Here is a 19,035-nt window from a genome sequence, read left to right on the forward strand (position 1 = left end):
ATCCCAGGAGGACAACGCAAGTGAACATCGTGAATGTCATCCGGCGATCCGCGCGTCGGGACCCCGACAAGGTGGCGATTCACCACGGCGACACCGCATTGACATACCGGCAGCTGGTGGACAGATCGTCCCGCTTCACCGCCTACCTCCTCGAGCAGGGGGTCCGCCCGGGCGACCGGGTGGGTGTGCTGATGCACAACCAGCCCGAATGGATCATCGCAATGATCGGCATCTGGCAAGCCGGCGCGACCCTCGTCCCCTACAACTACCTCTTCCATCCCTCTGCCCTGCGGCACGCGACCGAAGACGCAGACGTGCGACTGGTGGTGACCCCCGCAGACGACGTCGACCGGCTGGTGCAGGCGTTGGACGGTCTGGACGTCGCCGGACGCATCATCTCCGTGGGCGAGCATGAGAAGGCGTTCGCCACGTGGGACACCGCGCTGGAGTCGCACGCGAGGGAAACTGTCGTGCCCCGCTTCGATTCCGATGATGCCGTCTTGATGTACACGAGCGGGTCGACCGGACGACCCAAGGGCGTGCGGCAACCGCACCGAGCCATCGCTGCGGTGTGCGAGGCGGAGTGCGACGTCTGGTCGATCGACGAGAACGATCATGCGCTGGTGTGCACCCCCCTGTTCCACGTGGGCGGACTACAACTGATCACCCTCCCGCTGCTCTTCGCGGGAGGGACAGTGACGCTACGGCGATGGAAAGTCCGCGAATGGCTCACCGACGCCGCGAACCGTCAGCCGACGATCGTCGCGCTCGTGCCGGCCATGATGATCGATATCATCAACGAGCTGCGCGACGAGAAGCATCCTCTGCCCTCGATCCGAGTGTGCGCGATCGGCGGCTCCGCGCTCCCGCTGAGCCGCCTGCGACAGCTCACCGACGCCACCGGGATCGTGCCGGCGAATATCTACGGGCAGACCGAGCAGATGGGGCTGTCGATCACCGAACCTCTGGACGAGGACCGTCGCGAGGGCAGCCTCGGCAAACCGCTGGCGCAGATCGTCGAGGTCCGTGTCGTGTCCACCGACCCGCAGGACCAGGGCCGAAACGTCGAGGTCGGCGAGACGGGTGAGCTGTGGGTCCGCGGTGACGCAGTGACCCCGGGTTACTGGCGTCTGAATGAGGTCAATGCGACGAAGTTCGTCGACGGCTGGTTTCGCACAAGCGATTTGGTGCGAGCCGATTCCGACGGGTACCTCTACTACGTCGACCGCGCCGACGACATGATCATCAGCGGCGGCGAGAACGTGTACCCGCAGATGGTCGAGGGACATCTGGCCGCGTGCCCACTCGTCGCTGAGGTGGCGGTCATCGGGACGCCACATGAGCGCCTGTCCCAGCAGGTGACGGCCATTGTGGTGCCCACCGAGCCCGACGTCACCGCCGCGGACATTGCGGCCTACTGCGAGACCGACCCCAATCTGCGGGGCCTGCAACGTCCTCGACGGATCGAGATCGTCGACGCCATTCCCCGCACGGCAACCAACAAAATCGACCGGCCGCACCTCAAGCAATCGTTCCGCTGAATCGACCTGCGGCGCGCCATTGCGCGCCGCAGGGTCGGTCCGGTCACTCGTGCGGCACGATAACTGCGCATGCCAGCACTTCTCCACGAGCAAGGCGGTCATGTGCCGCCGCAGCCCCGTCGAGCGTGTGCGTCTCGACCGTGACGTGTAGATGACCCGTGCGAGCGAGATCGACGACCTCGTACAGGTCAGAACGGCTACAGCGTGGGCCCCGGCGCCCAGACGCGGCACCGCCCGGTTGATCGCGTGGTAGGAGATGAGCCCCGCGTCAGTGAGAGCCACCGCCTGCGCCGGACCGAGGTCGCCGAGCGGCACGAGATGCCGTGCCTTCGGCGAAGTACGTTGCTCCCGGGCCATTTTCGACCACAACACCGGCGGCCTCGTGACCCAGGCCAGGGGTAGCGCACCGTAGCGGTAGTCCTCGGCCGATGCCGACATCATGTGTAGGTCGGAATGGCACACCGGACAACCACAACCTCTCGAAAAGGACAGACAGTGGGCGATAGAAATGCTCCCGAGAAGCGGTCGACCACAGAACAAGCGGGACCACAGCCAGGCGTGCAGGAATGGATTTGGGAGCCAGTCGAGGACGAAGCCATTGTCGATCTCTCGGCACGCCTCGAACGGAGTCGCCCCGCAGTTCTGTCGAGTGCCGACGGGTGGAGCCGTGGAGTGCCCGCGGACTTTCTGCGGACGCTGGTGCGGCACTGGTCGACGACGTTCGACTGGCGCGCTCCGGAGGAACGCATCCGGTCCTATCCCTGGGTGCGGGCCAACGTCGACGACGTGCCCGTCACAGCTATTCATCAACGCTCGGACGATCCGGACGCGCCGGTGGTCGTGCTGTTGCATGGTTGGCCGGACTCGTTCCTGCGATTCGAACGCGCCCTTCCGCTGCTCGACGACGTCCACGTCGTCGTTCCTTGCCTGATGGGTTTTCCGGGCGCGACCGGTGTATCCGATCGGGTGGCGACTCCGGAGCTCATGGCCGGCCAGGTTGCCGGGTTGATGAAAGCACTCGGATACACCCGGTATGTCGTGTCGGGCGGCGATGTGGGCAGTGTTGTCGCCACTCACCTTGCGATGAGCCCCGCCCCGGTCGCAGCGCTACACCTGACCGACCTGCCGGCCATCCGTGTGACTAACGCGGTGCGCGCGACCCTGACCGACAGCGAGCAGAACTACTATCGGGATGCGAGACGATGGCGCGCGGTCGAGGCCGGGTACCTGGTGGAGCAGGCCACCAAACCCCACACCCTGGCACATTCGCTCGCCGACTCGCCTGCCGGACTGGCGTCATGGATCGTCGAAAAGCTGCACGGCTGGTCCGATCACGAGGGCGACGTCGAATCCGCCTTCGCCCTCGACGATCTCCTGACTTGGGTGAGCCTGTACTGGTACACCGGGGCGATCGGTACCTCCTTCGACCCCTATTCGGCTCCACCGCTCGATGTTCGGTACATCACGACTCCCACAACGGTGAGCATGTTCAGCCACGGTCTGCTGCCGCCGGAGCGATCACTGTTCGCCAGGTTCTACGATGTGCGGTCCTGGTCCCTTCACGACTCCGGAGGTCATTTCGCCGCGTGGGAGAGCCCAGCGAACTTCGTGGACGGCGTGCGCGAGGCTCTCACCCACGCCTATCCACTCGATCGGTGAATCGAAGCCTGCCGCTCGTCAACCGGTGTGCAGAGCCTCTACTCGAAAATCGAGATGAGTGCCGGCGCGACATCACGGTAGGTGTCCGCGGTGCGGCACCGTCCGCGGCCGGCGAGCGCCAGGTCCGTGGCGAGATCGAGGTCGAACTCGGCCGACTTGTCGAGCAGGACATCGAGTCGCGGCAGTCGGGCCGCCGAGCGAGATGAGCTGATCAACGACGACATCTGGACGTGTGGCCTGCCCCATCGGCACGAGAAGCGCGGCGCCGAACCAGAACGCCACAACAGCGATGTCGGTCGACCCACCGTGGGCGTGGCCGACATGGTGTCAGTGGTCATAACAGTCCTCTCGGGTGGCGTGATGCGGGACGACTCAGGAGTTTCTCACTGTGAAACCGACCTTCGGCGTGACCTGGTAATGGGCGACCTTGCCCTCACTGATGTGGCCCCGGGTCTCGGTGACCTCGAACCAGTCGAGGTCGTCCAGAGTGGTTGCAGCTCGGGCAATTGCGCCGCTGATCGCATCCTCGATTCCGACGGTGGAAGAACCGACTACCTCGACGACGCGATAGATGTTGTCGCTCATGTGGTGTGTACCGTTCTTGCGATCTGGTGGCTCGATCGGACATTCCAAGCGCTCGGACGTGTACGGGTCTTCGAAGACCAAAGAGACGCGGCTCAGTGCTGGTGACCCAAATTGGGACAGTTGCGGGCATTTCTGACGCGATTCGCGATCGCGAAGAAGGGGTCCTGTCGCATCCAGAGGAACACCGCCCGGTTCAACGTGGGTGTTCCAGATTGGCACACCGATACATGATTCCCGGCACATAGGTTGACACCCATCCCTATCGAAGATGCGCGCGTTCGAACGTCGGCCGCGCTATACAAGGAGTTTCATTGACAGGCAACGACACTGGCCAACAGACGACGTCTCCGCCGCGCAATTTGCGGACGGTCATCGTCGCCGCGCTGGGCGCCAGCACACTGGAGTGGTACGACTTCTACATCTACGGGACCGCGGCGGCACTGGTCTTCAACAAGGTGTTCTTCCCGTCGGTCAACCCTGCGCTCGGTACGCTCGCGGCCTTCGCTACGTTCGGTGTCGGATTCTTGTTCCGGCCACTGGGCGGCATCATTTTTGGTCACTTCGGCGACACCATCGGACGTAAGAAGCTGCTCGTCATCGCCATGATGATCATGGGTATCGCGACGTTCCTGATCGGACTTCTGCCGACCTATGCGACGGTCGGCGTTCTCGCGCCGATTCTGTTGGTGATCCTCCGAGCCGCTCAGGGCCTGGCTGTTGGCGGGCAGTACGGCGGCGCGATGCTACTGGTGACCGAGAACGCCCCGCCGCACCGGCGAGGCTTCTACGGCAGCTTCTCTCATATCGGTCCGTCGCTCGCGGTGATCCTGTCCAACGTGGTGTTTCTGGTCGTCGTGGCTGCGGTGAGTCAGGAGGCCCTGGTCAGTTGGGCCTGGCGCATCCCGTTCCTGCTGTCGGCGGTTGTCGTCGCCGCCGGGATTTACATGCAGCTCAAGATCGAGGACACCGCGGAATTCCGTGAGCTGCAACAGCGACGGGCCGCTGAGGCGGGCACCGCGGCCGAACCCAGGCGCTCGCCGATCATCGAGGCGGTGCGTACCCACCCCAAGCAGATCCTGCAGGCCGGCGGGATGATTCTGATCATCCAGGTCTACTACTACGTGCTCATCGTGTTCACGATCTCCTACGCGACCTCCCACGACATCGACCGCACGACGGCACTCATCTCCGTGTTGGTGTCCAGTGTTGCGACCGTAGTGACCATTCCGGTGGTGGCGGCGCTGTCCGATCGACACGACCGCCGGATCGTCCTGCTGTGGGCTGCGGTGGCAACAACCGCGACTGCGATCCCGTACGTTCTTCTGCTCGAGACCGGAAGCGTGATCTTGCTGTTCCTCGCGGTGATCGTTCCCGGTTTCACGCTGGGTGCTCTCTACGGGCCGATGGCGGCCTTCTACTACGAGATGTTCTCCGCCGAGGTGCGGTACTCGGGTGCGTCGATCGGATATCAGCTCGGCGCTGTGATCGGAGGAGGATTCTCCCCACTGATTGCGACCAGTCTGCTCGAAGCCACCGGTTCACTCCTGCCGGTCGGTGTCTTCATCTCGATTGCCGGTCTGTTGAGTATCTGGGCCATCGCGTCGACCGCGGGTCGCAAAGCGCCGGCCCCGGTATCCAGCTGACCAGGTTTGTGGTCTGGGCGGCCTGTAACGGGCGCAGCCCACGGAAATGGAATCGCCGCCCATCTCGGAGATTGCTCGAGATGGGCGGCGAGGTTCTTGGCTGTTTCAGCCTCCGCGGGCTGGCTATGTCATAGCGTAGGTACCTTCAGCGGCGTAACGGTGTGTCATTTCAGGACGCCGCGCGAGTTGGCGCACATTGCAACATCACAGTGCGTTCGGCGTGGCCCTACCATCAGACGCGGCCGACAGCCGCCGCCGTGAGGCGTCCCTCTGGCCCAGGAGTTTATTGTGGTCTCGTCTGAAAACGTTATTGTCGTAGCACGATTCGTGCCCCGCCCAGGACAGTCTGAGCACGTCGAGGCGGCCGTGCTTCGAGCCGTCGCCGCCACGCACGCACAAGACGCGGGATGTGAGTTGTACGCGGCGCACCAGACAGTGCGGGGCAAGGAAGGAATCGTCATCATCGAGAAGTGGTCCAGTGGCGAGAAACTGCAGGAGCACGGTGCCGGTGAAGCGTTCGCCGCGCTCAACGGAGAAGTGGCCGACCTGCTGGCAGAGCCGCTTGACGTGACGGTCCTTAAGCCACTCCCGGCGGGGGACCAGACGCTGGGTGCTCTGTAGCGGTTTGTGGGACTGGATCGATCGGCTCCTCGAGGTGCAGACAGTTCAGATCGATCCCGGTTGTTCGCCCCGGATGCTCTGCCATGACGACAGGGCACCCGGGGCAGTGCGCAATTCAGCTCGCGTGTAGTGCGCGCACGCTTTCCCAGGTCGCCGGTGTTGCGCGAAGTACGTTTCGCACGGCGATGTCGCGCAGCTGCAGTACCGTTCGTAGCTCGGTGTCCCCGTTGATGAGGCATACCGCCCGGATTCCTACATCGTGCAGGATGTCGGCGACGGCAAATGGCACAGGGGAGAACTCTGGTGACTCCGGCCGGGTCAACGGTCGAGCCGATTGGACGTGCACGACGATCCCCCGTCCGGCAGTCACCATCGATCGTTCGACGACGTCGACATCGGACGCGCTGTCGGTGTTCCGAGAGTCCTGCGAGGATGAGTGCAAGTACAGCGGTACCTCATCGCACTGGTCCGGTGTCCCGGTGATCAGTACCTGAAAACGAGCTGATGGCATCGTCCCGACATAGGTGACCACTTCCTGACCCAGCACTCGGGTGGAGAGCTCGCGTGTGACAACCGGGTCGGTGGAAAGCATGTGGAGATGAACATCGCTGATAGACACTAGGCTGAGCCGGCGCGCAGTCGCGAATGCCATGAGTTCGGCGGGGCCGGGTAGACCGGTCTCGATGGTCCCGCCGACCGCTGCAGCGAACGATGCGGCCGGGCCGTGTCCCGCTTTCTCCGTGAGAAACGATGCCGCTTCGGCGATCCCACGGCAGGCGCTCAGTCCCGCGGCTGCGGTACGTACCGGCACCACATGTCCTGGGCGCGTGAAATCGTCACGGGCGGCGTGGGGGTCAGCGAGCAGAGCCGCGGTACGCGCGCGGTCGTGCGCAGAGATTCCGGTCGATGTCCCGTGGATGGCATCCACGGTGACGCAAGCCCGCATATCGGAATCGGTGTCCGGCGTCACGCCCTCCATCGCCGGCAGATCGAGCCGGTCACAGGTGTCACCGGGTAGGGCGACGCACACAAAGCCCGAGGAGTAGCGCACCATGGCCGCCATGAGCGGACTGGTCGTCTGCGCAGCGGCAGCTACGAAAAACCCTTGAGCCTCTGCATGATTCACATCATCGACAACGATGATCTGTTCGCCACGAGCGAGCGCGGCGATCGCCTTCTCTGCCCGTGATCGCCGTAGAGCGAACTCGGCCAGTTCTGGCTTCCTGGTCATGACTCGACCACCAGATCGACCTCGTGCAGCCGTCGGAAGCGGCTGGCATGAAAGACCAGCGGAGCCAGCTCGGGCTGGGTCTCGAGGCTGCAGATCTCGAGGAGGACGACGGTATGATCGCCGGCCGGGACCTCAGCGTAGATCGTGCAATCGAACCAGGCTGCGGCCCCAAGTACGAATAGAGCACCGTCTTCGTTTGTCCGCCAAGCAGTCTCGGCGAACCGATCACCGGTCTTCTTCGACAGTCGCTGACCCGCGGAGATCTGGGTCTCGGCCAGCACGCTGAGACCCAGCCGCGGTTGCTGCCGGAGTACCGGCCAGGTCGTCGAACTGTTCTGCATACACACCGACAGCAGCGGTGGCTCGAGTGATACGGAGGTGAATGAACTCACCGCCATTCCGACCGGCCCGTCGGCCGATTCCGCGCAGACGGCGGCCACGCCGGTGGGGAAGCAGCCGAACGCTTTCCTGAGCACGGGTGCCGGCTCGTCGAGTGTCTTGACAGTGATCACGTCATTCTCCAGGCTGTCAGCTGCGAGGGAGTCCGAGAACTCGCTCGCTGATGTAGTTGAGGATCGATTCGTTGTTCAGCGGGGCGATTTGGAGTATTCGCACCATGGGCCAGATGGTCACGACGTCGGTCTCGTAGACGAACGCTGAACCACCGTGCGTCTGGATGGCGCTGTCCACGGCGGACAGTGCCGCACGACTACCCAGCAGTTTTGCCATGTTCGCCTGGTCGCCTGCGTCGATTCCGTTGTCGTACGTGGCGGCGGCCGAGTACATGACCTGTCGGGCGGCTTCCATCTCAGCCTTCGCCAGCGCGAGCGGGTGCTGCACAGCCTGATGGGCGCCAATCGGTGTTCCGAAGGGTGCACGAATCTTCGCGTAGTCGACCGCCTTGTTGAGCGCGTAGTCGCCGAGCCCGAGGGCCCAGGCGGCGACCGTGACGCGCTCCTGATTGAGGCAGGACAAGATGTGGTCGAAGCCCAGTCCCTCGGTGCCGATGAGCGCTTCGGCGGGCACCTCGACGTCGTCGAAGAAGACCTCGAACTGGCTCTCGGGCGCGTACCACTCGATGTCGAGCTTGCGCAGTTCGATGCCGGGTAGGCCCATGTCCACGATGAACAGGCCGAAACCATTGCGACGACTCAACTTCTCACCAGGCGGCGCCGTACGGGCGAGCAACAGGATGTGGTCGGCCTCATCGGCGCCGGAAATGAATACCTTCTGTCCCGAGATCCGGTAGGTTCCATCCGCTGTCTTGCGCGCGCTGGTTCGAGCGGCGAAGGAATTGGTGCCGGCTTCAGGTTCTGTGACACCCAAGCAGATCTTGCGCTTACCGGTGATCGTGGCGACCACGTGATCCTCGATCTGCTGACTCGTCCCATGGCGAAGGATGGCTTCGCGTGAGAAGGTCGTCAGGCTGTACTGCAACGGCGGAATTCCCGCTCTGGCAAGCGCTTCCATTACCGCTGTTGTGCCGGTGAGTCCGCCGCCGGCCCCACCCAGGGACTCGGGTACGCCGATGGCGAGGAGGTCGGCGACGACGAGCGCGTCCCAGAGTTCGCGAGCATGACCGCCTTCCCTGGCGCGCTGGAGGAACAGCGACCGGGGGAAGCTCGCCGAGATTCCCTTGACCGCCTCAAAAACCGACGCCACCAGGTCCTGGCTGTCGGGGTGAACGGTGGGCATGTCCGCTTGCATCGGTGGTGGTCTCCTTGAGTGTCAGGATCGGGAGTAGCGGGGCGTCCGCTTCTCGGTGAATGCACGAGGACCTTCGACGGCGTCGTCGGACCGCAACACGCGTTCGTTGAGTGCGAGTTCGAGCGCGAACTTCGGTTCATTGCCCAGAGCGCGCACGGCGATCTCCTTCGCTGTGCGCACCGCCAGCGGCGCGTTGCGCCCGATCATCTCCGCGAATTCCATTGCCCGCGTCTGCACCTGATCTCGAGGAACGACCTCGGTGATCAAGCCGATCCGGCGCGCTTCATGCGCGTCGATGTGCTCGCCGGTCAGAAGTAGCTTCATAGCCGCAGCCCACGGCACCTGCTGAGGGAGCCGGACGTGTGTTCCGCCTCCGGGGACCAGACCCCAGCGAACCTCCGGCACACCGAAGATGGACTCATCGGAGGCGACGCGGAGATCGGTACCGAGAAGGATCTCGAGTCCGCCGGCCAGGCAGATGCCGTTTACCGCCGCGATCACGGGGGTGAAGACATCTGAGAAGAACCGTTTGGATGGGTCGGGCACAAGGATGTCGAGCTCGCCGGCGGTCAGTCTCGGTATGAGTTGAGCCAGATCGCCACCAGCGCTGAAGGCGCGATCGCCGGCCCCGCTGAGGACAATGGCGCGGACGTCATCATCGCTGTTTGCCGCGTCGAAGGCCTCGACGAGTTCGCGGATCATCCGGACGCTCAGCGCGTTGTGGGCAGCTGGCCGGTCGAGAGTGATTGTCGCCGTGGCACCAATGACCGCATATCTTACGGTTCCGTCATCGCCCGTCGATTCCTGCGATGCGCCGGTGGATGCGTTCGCGTTCTGTGACACCGGATCACCTCCTCGTTGCGTCGAACTTAGCTGCGCAGAGGCGGTATCGAATGTCCCATCGTGGCACAGCGACGTGCGCTGCCGACGTCCACCGTTCGACAGGCCTGTCCAACCGCGGGTGGTCTGGCCCTGAAATCTAGAATGCAGACGTCGACAAGTCGATGCCCAGGGAACGGATCTTTCGGTACAGGGTCGACCGGGCGATGCCGAGATTGTCGGCAGCACGATTCTTGTTGCCACCCGCAGCGCGAAGTGCTTCGATGATTGCGCTCGCCTCGACCTGCTCGAGGCCGACGAGCTTGCGACGCGAGGCGTTCGCGACGACGTCGGTCGGCAGGTCGCCGGCATTGATGTATCCGTTGTGGTTGTGCTGCAGCACCCGTAGCACCACGGTCTCGAGCGACGAGACATTACCGCGCCATTCGAGCCTGGACAGTGCCTGAACGGCGTCAGCCATCCACCTCACCTGGGAGTGATCCCGTCCGAGTCGTCGAGCGCAGCGAGCCGTGAGTGTGTCCAGTAGTGCGGGAAGGTCTTCAAGACGATCTCGAAGGGCGGGAACTGTCAGTACGGTGGCGAACTCGGACCCGAGCAGTGCGGACTGAACGTCGTCTGATCGTCGTGCGGTGGCAAAGATCCGGACTGTGTTGTCGCGATGGCCACGGATGAGCTTCGCCACGGCAAGGGCGGTCGATTCGGGTAGCTCGTCGCAGCCACGCAGAATCACTGTCCGTCCGGTCGGAGAGTTCAGCGCGAGGCGCAACTGGCGGAGCCAGGCCTGCTCTCCCTCGAGCGCGGTGCTTGCGGCTTCGAGAACCGTCACCTCCGTGGAGGGTTCAGCCATGGCGGTCGCAACGGCGACCTTGCCGGTTCCTCGTTCGCCGACGATGAGGATCGGTCCAGTGCCGGCAACGGCCGCTTGTCGGCACAGCTCGCGCCACCGGGGTCCCTCGCCGACGAGTCCCGGCAGCCCCCGGGCGGGCGCAGCGCCGGGGTTACTGCGCGACTTGCGATCAAGGACCGGACGGATCATCAGGACGGCGCCGGCGGATTCGGATGCATTCGTGACCTCGCGGCACTGGATGGAGACGACCGTTCCATCGGTCAGGACCAACGACCTTGGAGCCGAGACCTGATCGCGGATGGCGCGGGAGGCGTGTTCCCACAGCAGCGCCTGGTCGACCGAGGTGAGCAGGCGAGCCGCCGTCGCGTTGGTGATGATCGTCTGATCGTTCAGGGCGACAACCGGATGCCGAGCATCGCGATTTTCGTGCAGGTAGGCGTCGAGGAGAACTCGTTCACGACGCGACGCCGACTCCTGAAACGTGTGCTGGATGTCCTGCACGATCTCCATCACCCACGAGAGCAGGACGGGACTTGTGTCCTCGAAACGACTGGTCAGGTTCAGGGACCCGACAACTCGGCGCGTGACCGGATGAATCACCGGGGCGCCGACGGAAGTGACCGATGCGTAATCCTCTGCGAAGTGCTCGAGACCTCGAATCACGGCCGGCCGTGCGTCTAGGAGACAAATCCCGCTGCTGGTGCCGATCGACGTCTCGTCGACCTGGACGGCGGGCACGATGCTGCGCTTTTCTAGCCACGCCGAGAGCTGCGGGTCACGCACCCACTGTCGCAGGATCATGCCGTCGGCATCAGTAAGGGAGAGCCCACACATCGATTGTTCCAACACGGACTCGCGCTTGCTCAACACCGTGTCGACGGTGTCGATGAACGAGGTGTTCAGGTCCCGGGCGCCGACGGACAGAGGGGGCCTGGGCGAGGTCGCGTCGAGGCCGTACCGCAGCGAGCGCCGCCACGAGTCGAGCACGCGGGGGGCGATCCCGGCTGCCTCGACATCCCTTGCGTCCGCAGAGCCGCGCGAGAGAACGGTCTCCCGAACGCGCTTGAAGACCGCGGAGTCCGGGCTGGCGGGGCGCGACATTCGTGGATATTCGGTCTTTGTCCAGACCGCGTCGTCGTTGTGGGTGTCTCTCGCGGCAGTCCTCACGACCCAGCCCTCCGCATCGTCGGCGTCGATACATGCGCAAGTGATGGCGGTCACCTGCCGGACCCAGAGTGGCCCACTACTGACCCCAGTGTCAAGAAGGGTTGGTTCAAGGAGCGCTGGCCCAGCTCAGGGTGCGATCGCGATACATGCGCGATCTCTCGATCCGGGCGAAAACCGTCGCACGTTGCTACAACCTCTGCCTGCCTCAGCGATTTACCGTGTCCGCGGACCAGTGCGCCGCGCGCCCCGCGACGCGCTTCGATCGACGACTAGGAGCAGCATGAATCTCGACCTTGCCGGAAAGGTAGCCCTGGTGACCGGTGGTGGTTCGGGTATTGGCGCTGCCAGCGCACGGCACCTGGCCGCACTAGGAGCTGACGTCGTGCTAGCCGACCTCCGGCCGAGGCCGGCCGACGCCGACGATCTCGACGAGGCCATGTCCATCACCGTCGACGTCACCGATCCTGACCAGGTCACCAGGATGGTCGAGAAAGTATCCGCGCGCTTCGGGTCGCTCGACATCGCGGTGAACAGCGCCGGTGTAGGTATGCCGGTCAAGGCGCCGGTGGCGGGAACAGATGTGGAGGAGTGGCGCCGGCTATTGTCGGTCAATCTCGACGGGGCTTTTCTCTGTATGCGTGCGGAGCTCGGGGTCATGTCGGCCGGCGCCTGCGTCGTCAACATTGCATCGGTCACCGGCCTGATCGGCATCGCCGGCGCAAGTCCGTATGTTTCGTCCAAACACGGTCTGATCGGGCTCACCAAAACGGCTGCCCTCGACTATGCAAGCCAGGGAATCCGGGTGAACGTCGTCGCGCCGGGCTTCGTGGACACTCCGCTGCTCCGGAATCCCAAAGACGACGTGCGGAAGAACTTGGAAGCGTTGCATCCCATGGGCCGCCTTGGAACTCCTGATGAGGTCGCGGCGGCAGTCGCTTTCCTTGCCTCGCCGGCCGCGTCGTTCATCACCGGAGCAGTCGTGCCGGTCGACGGCGGTTATACCGCCCGTTGAGATCTGATTGACCCGTTTCGAGAAAGGATCAGCATTCGATGACAACGGTGATCGATTCGCCCGACGGTCTTGTGGCCCTTGTGGGTTCGTCGTTGGGTGCCACGCCGTGGCAGACCATCAGTCAGGAGGACGTCAACACCTTCGGTGCGGTGACCGGCGACGAGCAGTGGATTCACGTCGACTCCGAGCGAGCCCAGGCGGGTCCGTTCGGCGGCACGATCGCGCACGGCTACCTCACGCTGTCGTTGGTGGGGCCGTTATTCGCTGAGCTGCTCCGGGTACGCGAGGTGTCGATGGTCGTGAACTACGGGCTAGAGAAGGTGCGGTTCCCGGCCCCGGTCCCGGTCGGCAAGCAGGTCCGGCTCACCGCTTCGGTCGCCGAGGTCACCGAGATCAAGGGTGCCATTCAGCTCGTCGCCGACGCGATCATCGAGGTCGAAGGTTCCACGAAACCCGGTTGCGTAGCGCGCGCGGTGTACCGGTTCTTTCCGTGACCTGACCATTGTCAGTCCATCGGAGGAACGGGGGAGCGGCTCTGACCCGCTCCGGACGCAGATCGGCCCCGAACCCGCGGGTCCGGGGCCGATCTGGGCGTTAGACCTTCGCGGTGGACGAGCTGAGGTGCTTCTGTAGGAACTGCCCGAACTTGGCGGTGGATTCCTGCGCCTGCGGCAGGAAGCCGAAGAGCGGCCAGATGTGCACCATCTCCTCACCGATCTCGAATTCCACGTCGACCCCCGCCGACCGAGCGTTCTCCACGAGTCGGATCGAATCATCGTGAAGTCCCTCGTCGGTGCCGACAAGCACGCGCAGCGGGGGCAGGTCGCGCAGATCGGCATAGAGGGGCGACGCCAACGGTGTGGCCTTCGGGTCCTTGCCGGCCAGATATGCGCCTCCCATCGCCTCGACGAGGGTTGCCGCCGGAAGCGGGTCGAGATGAGCGCGCTCGGTCAGCGACGCGCCCTCGCCTGCCAGATCGACGAGGGGGGAGCAGGTTACCGCCGCGCTGGGAAGAACGTCACCATCCTCGCGCAGTTTGACCAGAGCGCCAACGACGAGATTACCGCCGGCGGAATCGCCGACGAGTGCGACGCCGGCGATGCCCGGTTGCTGACGTACCCACCGGTACGCGGTGACGACGTCATCAAGGGGTGCGGGGAACGGATGCTCCGGCGCCAGTCGGTAATCGACGACCAGGACGCGCGCTCCGGAGGCCTGGGAGATGCGGTATCCGAACTCCCGGTAGCCGGATGCACTGCCCATGCAGAAGCCGCCGCCGTGGATGAGGAGCACCGCTTGATCCGGCGCCGCCCCAGGGGCACTCACCCAGTACGAGGGAACACCGTCGGCGTCGACCGCCTCGACCTCGCCGTCGGCAGGAACCTTGAAGTTGGCCAGCACTTCCTCGTAGAGCCGACGGAAGTCGTCCATCGTCGCTTCGGGTTCGGAAACCAAGTGCGAGAGTAGGTCTCGTGCGCGAGTCAGTTCAGGACTAGGCATTGTATTCCTCCTCGAATTGATGGTCAGAGCTTCTCAAGCTTCGGCTTGACCTCGCGTGTGAACAGGTCGTAGCTGTCGGCTGCGGTCTTGCCGTGGATACCGCCGTACTGGAACACCGAGATGATCTCGTAGTCGCCGACGATGGCCTTGCGCTCTTCGTGCTTGACGATCTGCTCTTCCGGTGTGCCCCAGATCTGTCCGTTGGCGTAGACGTCGGCGACGCCCTCGATACCCATCGCGTCGATGGCCTCTTTGGCCGCGGCGTAGGAGGCGTAACCCTTGGTGTTCTCGAAGTGGCGTCCACCGAACTCGTAATGCTCGACGCAGGTGATGTAATAGTTCACGCAGGCCTCGTACGCGACGCGGCGGGCTTCCTCGGAATCATTGTGGCAGTAGGTGAGATCGATCATCATCGGCGGCGGAGCCTCACCACCGTGGGTGTCCTTGAACGCCTTGCGGTAGTCCTCGATCATCGGCATGTGCATGGTCTCCATCGGCCCCTGGATGAACGCCAGCATCGGAACTCCGAGCCTGCCGGCGGCGACCGCCGAATCGGGACTCATGGCAACCATGGTGGTTCGACCCTTGAAGGTGCCCAACGGCTTCGGGTGGACAGCCACCTTCTTCTGCTTGTAGAACTTCCCGTCGTTCTCTACGAACCCTTCTTCCAGACCACGCATGATCAACTCGGCCGCTTCGTCGAATCGTTCCCGGGACTCGTTCATGTCCAGGCCGAATCCCTCGTACTCGCGGCGTGCCAGCCCGCGTCCCATACCGAACATCGCACGGCCGTCTGAGAGGTTGTCGAGCAGGGCGATCTTCTCGACCACACGCATCGGGTCGTTCCACGGCAGAATCACCGCGGTCGTATGCATTTTCGCGTTCTTCGTGACTGCGGCGAGGTAGGAGAGGAATTGGGTGTTGTCCGGGCACATCGAGTATCCGGGGTCGAAATGATGCTCGACACAGCCAATGCTCTCGTAGCCGTCCTGGTCGGCACGGATGGACAGCTCGAGCTGATCTTTGAACACGTCGTAGTCCGGACGTGCCATGTTGTAGTTCTGGATCAGGTTGGTCATGTGGATCTTCACATGCACTCCTTGTCGAAAAGCGGCGCGTGCGCCGGGTTGTGTTGTATCGAATCGCGCGATCTCAGGGGTGACCGCGGCGAGTGAGTGCTCACATCTACGGAGGATGTGATGCCTGTCACCGAATGGCGAGATCAGAATTGCAGCCGGACTCGATGGCAAGTTGTCCCATCCCGCTACAGTCCGCCGCTGTGTTTATGTGCCTTCGAAGGGCAGCAGTCTGTCCCAGAATGGGACATTGTTGGTGATGAGCATCACGTTATCGTCGCGTCGTGTCGTGCGCCGCAGGCGCATTCGCTCTCAATCCTCGAAGGGACCCACGATGGGACGACTGACGAACAAAGTGGCACTGGTGACCGGCGCCGCCCGCGGCCAGGGCCGCGCGCATGCGATCCGACTGGCGCAAGAAGGTGCGGACATCATCGCCGCCGACATCTGCGCACCGGTGACTTCCGCCCCGTACGCGACCGGCGAGCTAAGCGATCTCGAAGAGACCGCGAAGCTGGTCGAGCAACACGATCGTCGAATCCTCCATCGCCAGGCCGATATCCGCGATCTCGACGGCTTGCAGAGTCTCGTCGCCAACGCCGGAATCGCCAGCTACGGCCCGGCGTGGGAGCTGACCGAGGACCAGTGGCAGGAGATGCTCGACATCAACCTGACCGGAACATGGAAGACCACCAAGGCCGCGATCCCGTCGATGATCGAACGGGGGCAGGGCGGTTCAATCATCCTCACAAGCTCGGTTGCCGGCCTGATCGCCTATGCGAACCTCGCGCACTACACCGCCGCCAAGCACGGGGTGACGGGATTGATGCGAGTCCTGTCGGTCGAGTTGGCGCCGCACAACATCCGGGTCAACTCAGTCCATCCCACCACGGTCAACACGCCGATGATCAACAACGAGGCGATCTACAACCTCTTCTTCCCAGGGGTGGAAGACATGGACAAGGACAAGGCCGCCGAAGGCTTCATCCACATGAACGGCCTCCGAGTGCCATGGGTGGAGCCCGAAGACATCAGCAACGCAGTACTGTTCCTCGCATCCGATGAGGCTCGCTACGTGACAGGTACCACTCAGGTGGTCGACGCTGGCGGCACCGCGCCCTATCGAATCCCGCACACGGCCTGAGTCTGTGCTCCGCGTAGGCCGGCCGGTGGCCACACGCAGACGAGCACGATTGCCGGCTGACGGGAGACCAAAGGGTCCCGCCCGCCGGCTCCACCGTCTCAGCGGCAGACGGCCCCCTGCGACGCGGAGGTGACGAGCTTGGAGTACTTGGCCAGCACCCCGCGGGTGTAGCGCGGCGGCAGGGGAGTGAATTCCTGTGCACGTGACGCGAGTTCGTCGTCGTCGACCAGGAGGTCGAGGAGTCCGCGGCCGACGTCGAGTCGGATGCGGTCGCCGTCGCGGACCAGCGCGATCGGTCCACCGTCGACCGCTTCCGGTGCGACGTGACCCACGCACAGGCCGGTGGTGCCGCCCGAGAACCGTCCGTCGGTCATCAGCAGCACGTCCTTGCCGAGGCCCGCGCCCTTGATGGCACCGGTGATCGCGAGCATCTCCCGCATCCCCGGTCCGCCCTTGGGCCCTTCGTACCGGATGACCACGACGTCCCCGGCGGTGATCGTGCCATCTTCCAACGCGTCCATCGCGGCGCGTTCCCGATCGAACACCCGTGCCGTTCCCTCGAAGACATCGGAGTCGAAGCCTGCGGACTTCACCACGGCGCCTTCGGGAGCCAGCGAACCCTTGAGGATCGTGATGCCGCCGGTGGGATGGATGGGCGACTTCGTGGCGCGCAGGACCTGACCGTCCGGATCCGGCGGCGCGATGTGCGCCAGGTTCTCGGCCACCGTCGATCCGGTCACCGTCAGGCAGTCGCCGTGCAGGAGCCCCGCGTCGAGGAGCGCCTTCATCACCACCGGCACACCGCCGATGCGATCGACGTCGGTCATCACGTGTCGGCCGAAGGGTTTGACGTCGGCGAGGTGCGGTACGCGGCTGCCCACGCGGATGAAGTCGTCGAGAGACAGTTCGACCTCGGCCTCGTTGGCGATGGCGAGAAGGTGAAGCACCGCGTTGGTCGAGCCGCCGAACGCCATCACCACCGCGATCGCGTTCTCGAAGGCCTCGCGAGTCATGATGTCGCGCGCGGTGATCCCGCGGCGCAGCATCTCGACCACGGCGATCCCGCTCTTCCGTGCGAACTGGTCGCGGCGCTTGTCGGGGGCCGGGGGAGCGGCGCTGCCCGGCAGGGACATCCCGAGTGCCTCGGCGGCGCTGGCCATCGTGTTGGCGGTGTACATGCCGCCGCATGCACCCTCACCGGGACAGATGGCGCGTTCGATGGTGTCCACGTCCTCGCGGCTCATCAGTCCGCGCGAGCACGCACCCACGGCCTCGAACGCGTCGATGATCGTGACCTGACGCTCTTTGCCGTCCGACAACGTCGCGTAACCGGGCAGGGTCGACCCGGCATAGAGGAACACCGACGCGAGATCGAGGCGGGCCGCGGCCATGAGCATGCCCGGCAGGGACTTGTCGCATCCGGCCAGCAGGACCGAGCCGTCGAGTCGTTCGGCACTCATCACGGTTTCCACGCTGTCGGCGATCACCTCGCGGGAGACCAGCGAGAAATGCATGCCCTCATGGCCCATCGAGATGCCGTCGGAGACCGAGATGGTGCCGAACTCGAGCGGATATCCGCCACCTTCGTGCACACCCTCCTTCACGGCCTTGGCCAGCCGGTCGAGCGACAGATTGCACGGCGTGATCTCGTTCCACGACGAACCGACACCGATCTGCGGTTTCACCCAGTCGTCGTCGCCCATCCCCACCGCGCGGAGCATGCCGCGGGCAGCGGTCTTCTCCAAGCCGTCCGTGACGTCGCGACTACGGGGCTTGATGTCGATCTCGGCGTCCGGTTCGGTTCGCTTGGTCATGAGGGCAAGAGTAGTGGTGATCGTTCGAACGCGGTCGGAGTCCGCACCGGAACGGACGGATGGTTGCGGAGTCTTTTGCTCCGTTCCGATACTCACTGAGATGGTCACGGCAGGTGCGAGAATCAACTGCGCGGCCGATGGCGGCATCGGCAGCAACGGGCGCACGCGGCAGTCGGGCGTGCACATCGAATTGGCGGCCGGCTCTCGAACCGGGCTTAGCTCACGTATCGATAAGTGAATGTGCATGTCTTGCAACCATTTCCTTCATGCAGGCGAGCGTCGGTGCACGCATGTAGCGTGGTGTCCGGTAACCACGTGCGCTGCACATCGGATAGCGAGGACTCCACATGGCCCTTCATGCATTGCTCGCCAAGGCCGGCGCGACGGTCGCGACGGGATTCGTCGGCGCCGTTGCCTACGACGCCGTCCGCAGCGTCGCCCGGCGCGCTCCGCTGCGTGAAGGCGCGGTCGTCGCCACCACGTGGGGTATCCGCGGAACCCGTAAGGCCGAAGAGGTCGCCGAGTCGATGCGGCTCAACACCGCCGACATCGTCGCCGAGGCGAAGGAACGCCTGGGCGAGGAGTCGACCCCGCCGGGAACGGCGGTCGCGCACGACCACGATCACGATCACTGAGTCGTGAGCACGT

The 19,035-nt window shown here is 64.2% G+C and carries 18 protein-coding genes and 1 pseudogene; 8 read left to right on the forward strand and 11 right to left on the reverse strand.

All coding sequences use genetic code 11. From position 1 onward, the window contains the following. Window positions 1-20: 20 nt before the first annotated feature. Window positions 21-1,541, forward strand: coding sequence for a class I adenylate-forming enzyme family protein (locus tag AB4Z55_RS03190; RefSeq protein WP_369519116.1), 1,521 nt, complete (start codon window positions 21-23; stop codon window positions 1,539-1,541). A gap of 219 nt (window positions 1,542-1,760) precedes the next feature. Here AB4Z55_RS03190 and AB4Z55_RS03195 read toward each other — a convergent pair. Beyond that, a pseudogene (locus tag AB4Z55_RS03195) lies at window positions 1,761-1,868 on the reverse strand (NAD(P)-dependent alcohol dehydrogenase); the annotation flags it as partial. 126 nt (window positions 1,869-1,994) lie between these two features. On the opposite strand from AB4Z55_RS03195, the gene AB4Z55_RS03200 reads away from it, so the two are divergent. Continuing rightward, window positions 1,995-3,200 (forward strand): epoxide hydrolase family protein, encoded by a 1,206-nt coding sequence (locus AB4Z55_RS03200; RefSeq protein ID WP_369519117.1) that lies wholly within the window; start codon window positions 1,995-1,997, stop codon window positions 3,198-3,200. Between the two features lie 38 nt (window positions 3,201-3,238). Here AB4Z55_RS03200 and AB4Z55_RS03205 read toward each other — a convergent pair whose 3' ends face one another. Together AB4Z55_RS03205 and AB4Z55_RS03210 are read right to left on the reverse strand one after the other, a co-directional pair. Further along, window positions 3,239-3,538, reverse strand: a complete 300-nt coding sequence (locus tag AB4Z55_RS03205) for a hypothetical protein (RefSeq protein ID WP_369519118.1) — start codon at window positions 3,536-3,538, stop codon at window positions 3,239-3,241. Window positions 3,539-3,572: 34 nt separating this feature from the next. Beyond that, window positions 3,573-3,785, reverse strand: a complete 213-nt coding sequence (locus AB4Z55_RS03210; RefSeq protein WP_369519119.1) for a dodecin — start codon at window positions 3,783-3,785, stop codon at window positions 3,573-3,575. Between the two features lie 311 nt (window positions 3,786-4,096). Between AB4Z55_RS03210 and AB4Z55_RS03215 the strand changes: the two genes are divergently transcribed. Together AB4Z55_RS03215 and AB4Z55_RS03220 are read left to right on the forward strand one after the other, a co-directional pair. Continuing rightward, entirely contained in the window at window positions 4,097-5,428 is a 1,332-nt protein-coding gene (locus AB4Z55_RS03215; RefSeq protein ID WP_369519120.1) for an MFS transporter, read from the forward strand. 288 nt (window positions 5,429-5,716) lie between these two features. Next, entirely contained in the window at window positions 5,717-6,049 is a 333-nt protein-coding gene (locus AB4Z55_RS03220) for a putative quinol monooxygenase (RefSeq protein WP_369519121.1), read from the forward strand. A 115-nt stretch (window positions 6,050-6,164) separates the two neighbouring features. On the opposite strand, the gene AB4Z55_RS03225 is transcribed toward AB4Z55_RS03220, so the two are convergent. The 5 genes from AB4Z55_RS03225 to AB4Z55_RS03245 all read right to left on the reverse strand — a co-directional run bounded on the left by AB4Z55_RS03225 (window position 6,165) and on the right by AB4Z55_RS03245 (window position 11,775). Beyond that, a complete protein-coding gene (locus tag AB4Z55_RS03225; RefSeq protein ID WP_369519122.1) occupies window positions 6,165-7,280 on the reverse strand; it encodes a 3,4-dihydroxy-2-butanone-4-phosphate synthase in 1,116 nt (371 codons plus the stop codon). Beyond that, window positions 7,277-7,792: a flavin reductase family protein gene (locus AB4Z55_RS03230; protein ID WP_369519123.1), complete on the reverse strand. Its 516-nt coding sequence runs from the start codon at window positions 7,790-7,792 to the stop codon at window positions 7,277-7,279. Before AB4Z55_RS03230 ends, AB4Z55_RS03225 begins: the two co-directional genes overlap by 4 nt. Window positions 7,793-7,808: 16 nt before the next feature. After that, window positions 7,809-8,987: an acyl-CoA dehydrogenase family protein gene (locus AB4Z55_RS03235; RefSeq protein WP_369519124.1), complete on the reverse strand. Its 1,179-nt coding sequence runs from the start codon at window positions 8,985-8,987 to the stop codon at window positions 7,809-7,811. 21 nt (window positions 8,988-9,008) lie between these two features. Then, window positions 9,009-9,830 carry an enoyl-CoA hydratase/isomerase family protein gene (locus AB4Z55_RS03240; protein ID WP_369519125.1) on the reverse strand — a complete coding sequence of 274 codons (822 nt, stop codon included), beginning with the start codon at window positions 9,828-9,830 and terminating at the stop codon, window positions 9,009-9,011. Window positions 9,831-9,966: 136 nt separating this feature from the next. Next, window positions 9,967-11,775 carry a sigma-54-dependent Fis family transcriptional regulator gene (locus AB4Z55_RS03245; RefSeq protein ID WP_369519126.1) on the reverse strand — a complete coding sequence of 603 codons (1,809 nt, stop codon included), beginning with the start codon at window positions 11,773-11,775 and terminating at the stop codon, window positions 9,967-9,969. A gap of 346 nt (window positions 11,776-12,121) precedes the next feature. Between AB4Z55_RS03245 and AB4Z55_RS03250 the strand changes: the two genes are divergently transcribed. Together AB4Z55_RS03250 and AB4Z55_RS03255 are read left to right on the forward strand one after the other, a co-directional pair. Beyond that, window positions 12,122-12,853, forward strand: coding sequence for an SDR family NAD(P)-dependent oxidoreductase (locus AB4Z55_RS03250; protein ID WP_369519127.1), 732 nt, complete (start codon window positions 12,122-12,124; stop codon window positions 12,851-12,853). Between the two features lie 38 nt (window positions 12,854-12,891). Continuing rightward, window positions 12,892-13,347 carry a MaoC family dehydratase gene (locus AB4Z55_RS03255; RefSeq protein ID WP_369519128.1) on the forward strand — a complete coding sequence of 152 codons (456 nt, stop codon included), beginning with the start codon at window positions 12,892-12,894 and terminating at the stop codon, window positions 13,345-13,347. A gap of 100 nt (window positions 13,348-13,447) precedes the next feature. Here the strand turns inward: AB4Z55_RS03255 and AB4Z55_RS03260 are convergent, their stop codons facing one another. Both AB4Z55_RS03260 and AB4Z55_RS03265 read right to left on the reverse strand, forming a co-directional pair. Continuing rightward, window positions 13,448-14,308: an alpha/beta hydrolase gene (locus AB4Z55_RS03260; protein ID WP_369519129.1), complete on the reverse strand. Its 861-nt coding sequence runs from the start codon at window positions 14,306-14,308 to the stop codon at window positions 13,448-13,450. A 68-nt stretch (window positions 14,309-14,376) separates the two neighbouring features. Further along, the gene (locus AB4Z55_RS03265) at window positions 14,377-15,444 is read right to left on the reverse strand and encodes an LLM class flavin-dependent oxidoreductase (RefSeq protein WP_369519130.1); all 1,068 of its coding nucleotides are present in this window, start codon (window positions 15,442-15,444) and stop codon (window positions 14,377-14,379) included. 319 nt (window positions 15,445-15,763) lie between these two features. Here AB4Z55_RS03265 and AB4Z55_RS03270 point away from each other — a divergent pair, with 319 nt between their 5' ends. Next, entirely contained in the window at window positions 15,764-16,573 is an 810-nt protein-coding gene (locus AB4Z55_RS03270) for a mycofactocin-coupled SDR family oxidoreductase (RefSeq protein WP_369519131.1), read from the forward strand. A gap of 98 nt (window positions 16,574-16,671) precedes the next feature. On the opposite strand, the gene ilvD is transcribed toward AB4Z55_RS03270, so the two are convergent. Further along, window positions 16,672-18,387, reverse strand: a complete 1,716-nt coding sequence (gene ilvD / locus AB4Z55_RS03275; protein WP_369519132.1) for a dihydroxy-acid dehydratase — start codon at window positions 18,385-18,387, stop codon at window positions 16,672-16,674. A gap of 347 nt (window positions 18,388-18,734) precedes the next feature. On the opposite strand from ilvD, the gene AB4Z55_RS03280 reads away from it, so the two are divergent. Beyond that, window positions 18,735-19,022 carry a DUF1490 family protein gene (locus AB4Z55_RS03280; RefSeq protein ID WP_004021099.1) on the forward strand — a complete coding sequence of 96 codons (288 nt, stop codon included), beginning with the start codon at window positions 18,735-18,737 and terminating at the stop codon, window positions 19,020-19,022. Window positions 19,023-19,035 lie beyond the last annotated feature (13 nt).

This window comes from Gordonia sp. ABKF26 (assembly GCF_041103195.1).
Taxonomy (GTDB): Bacteria; Actinomycetota; Actinomycetes; order Mycobacteriales; family Mycobacteriaceae; genus Gordonia; species Gordonia terrae.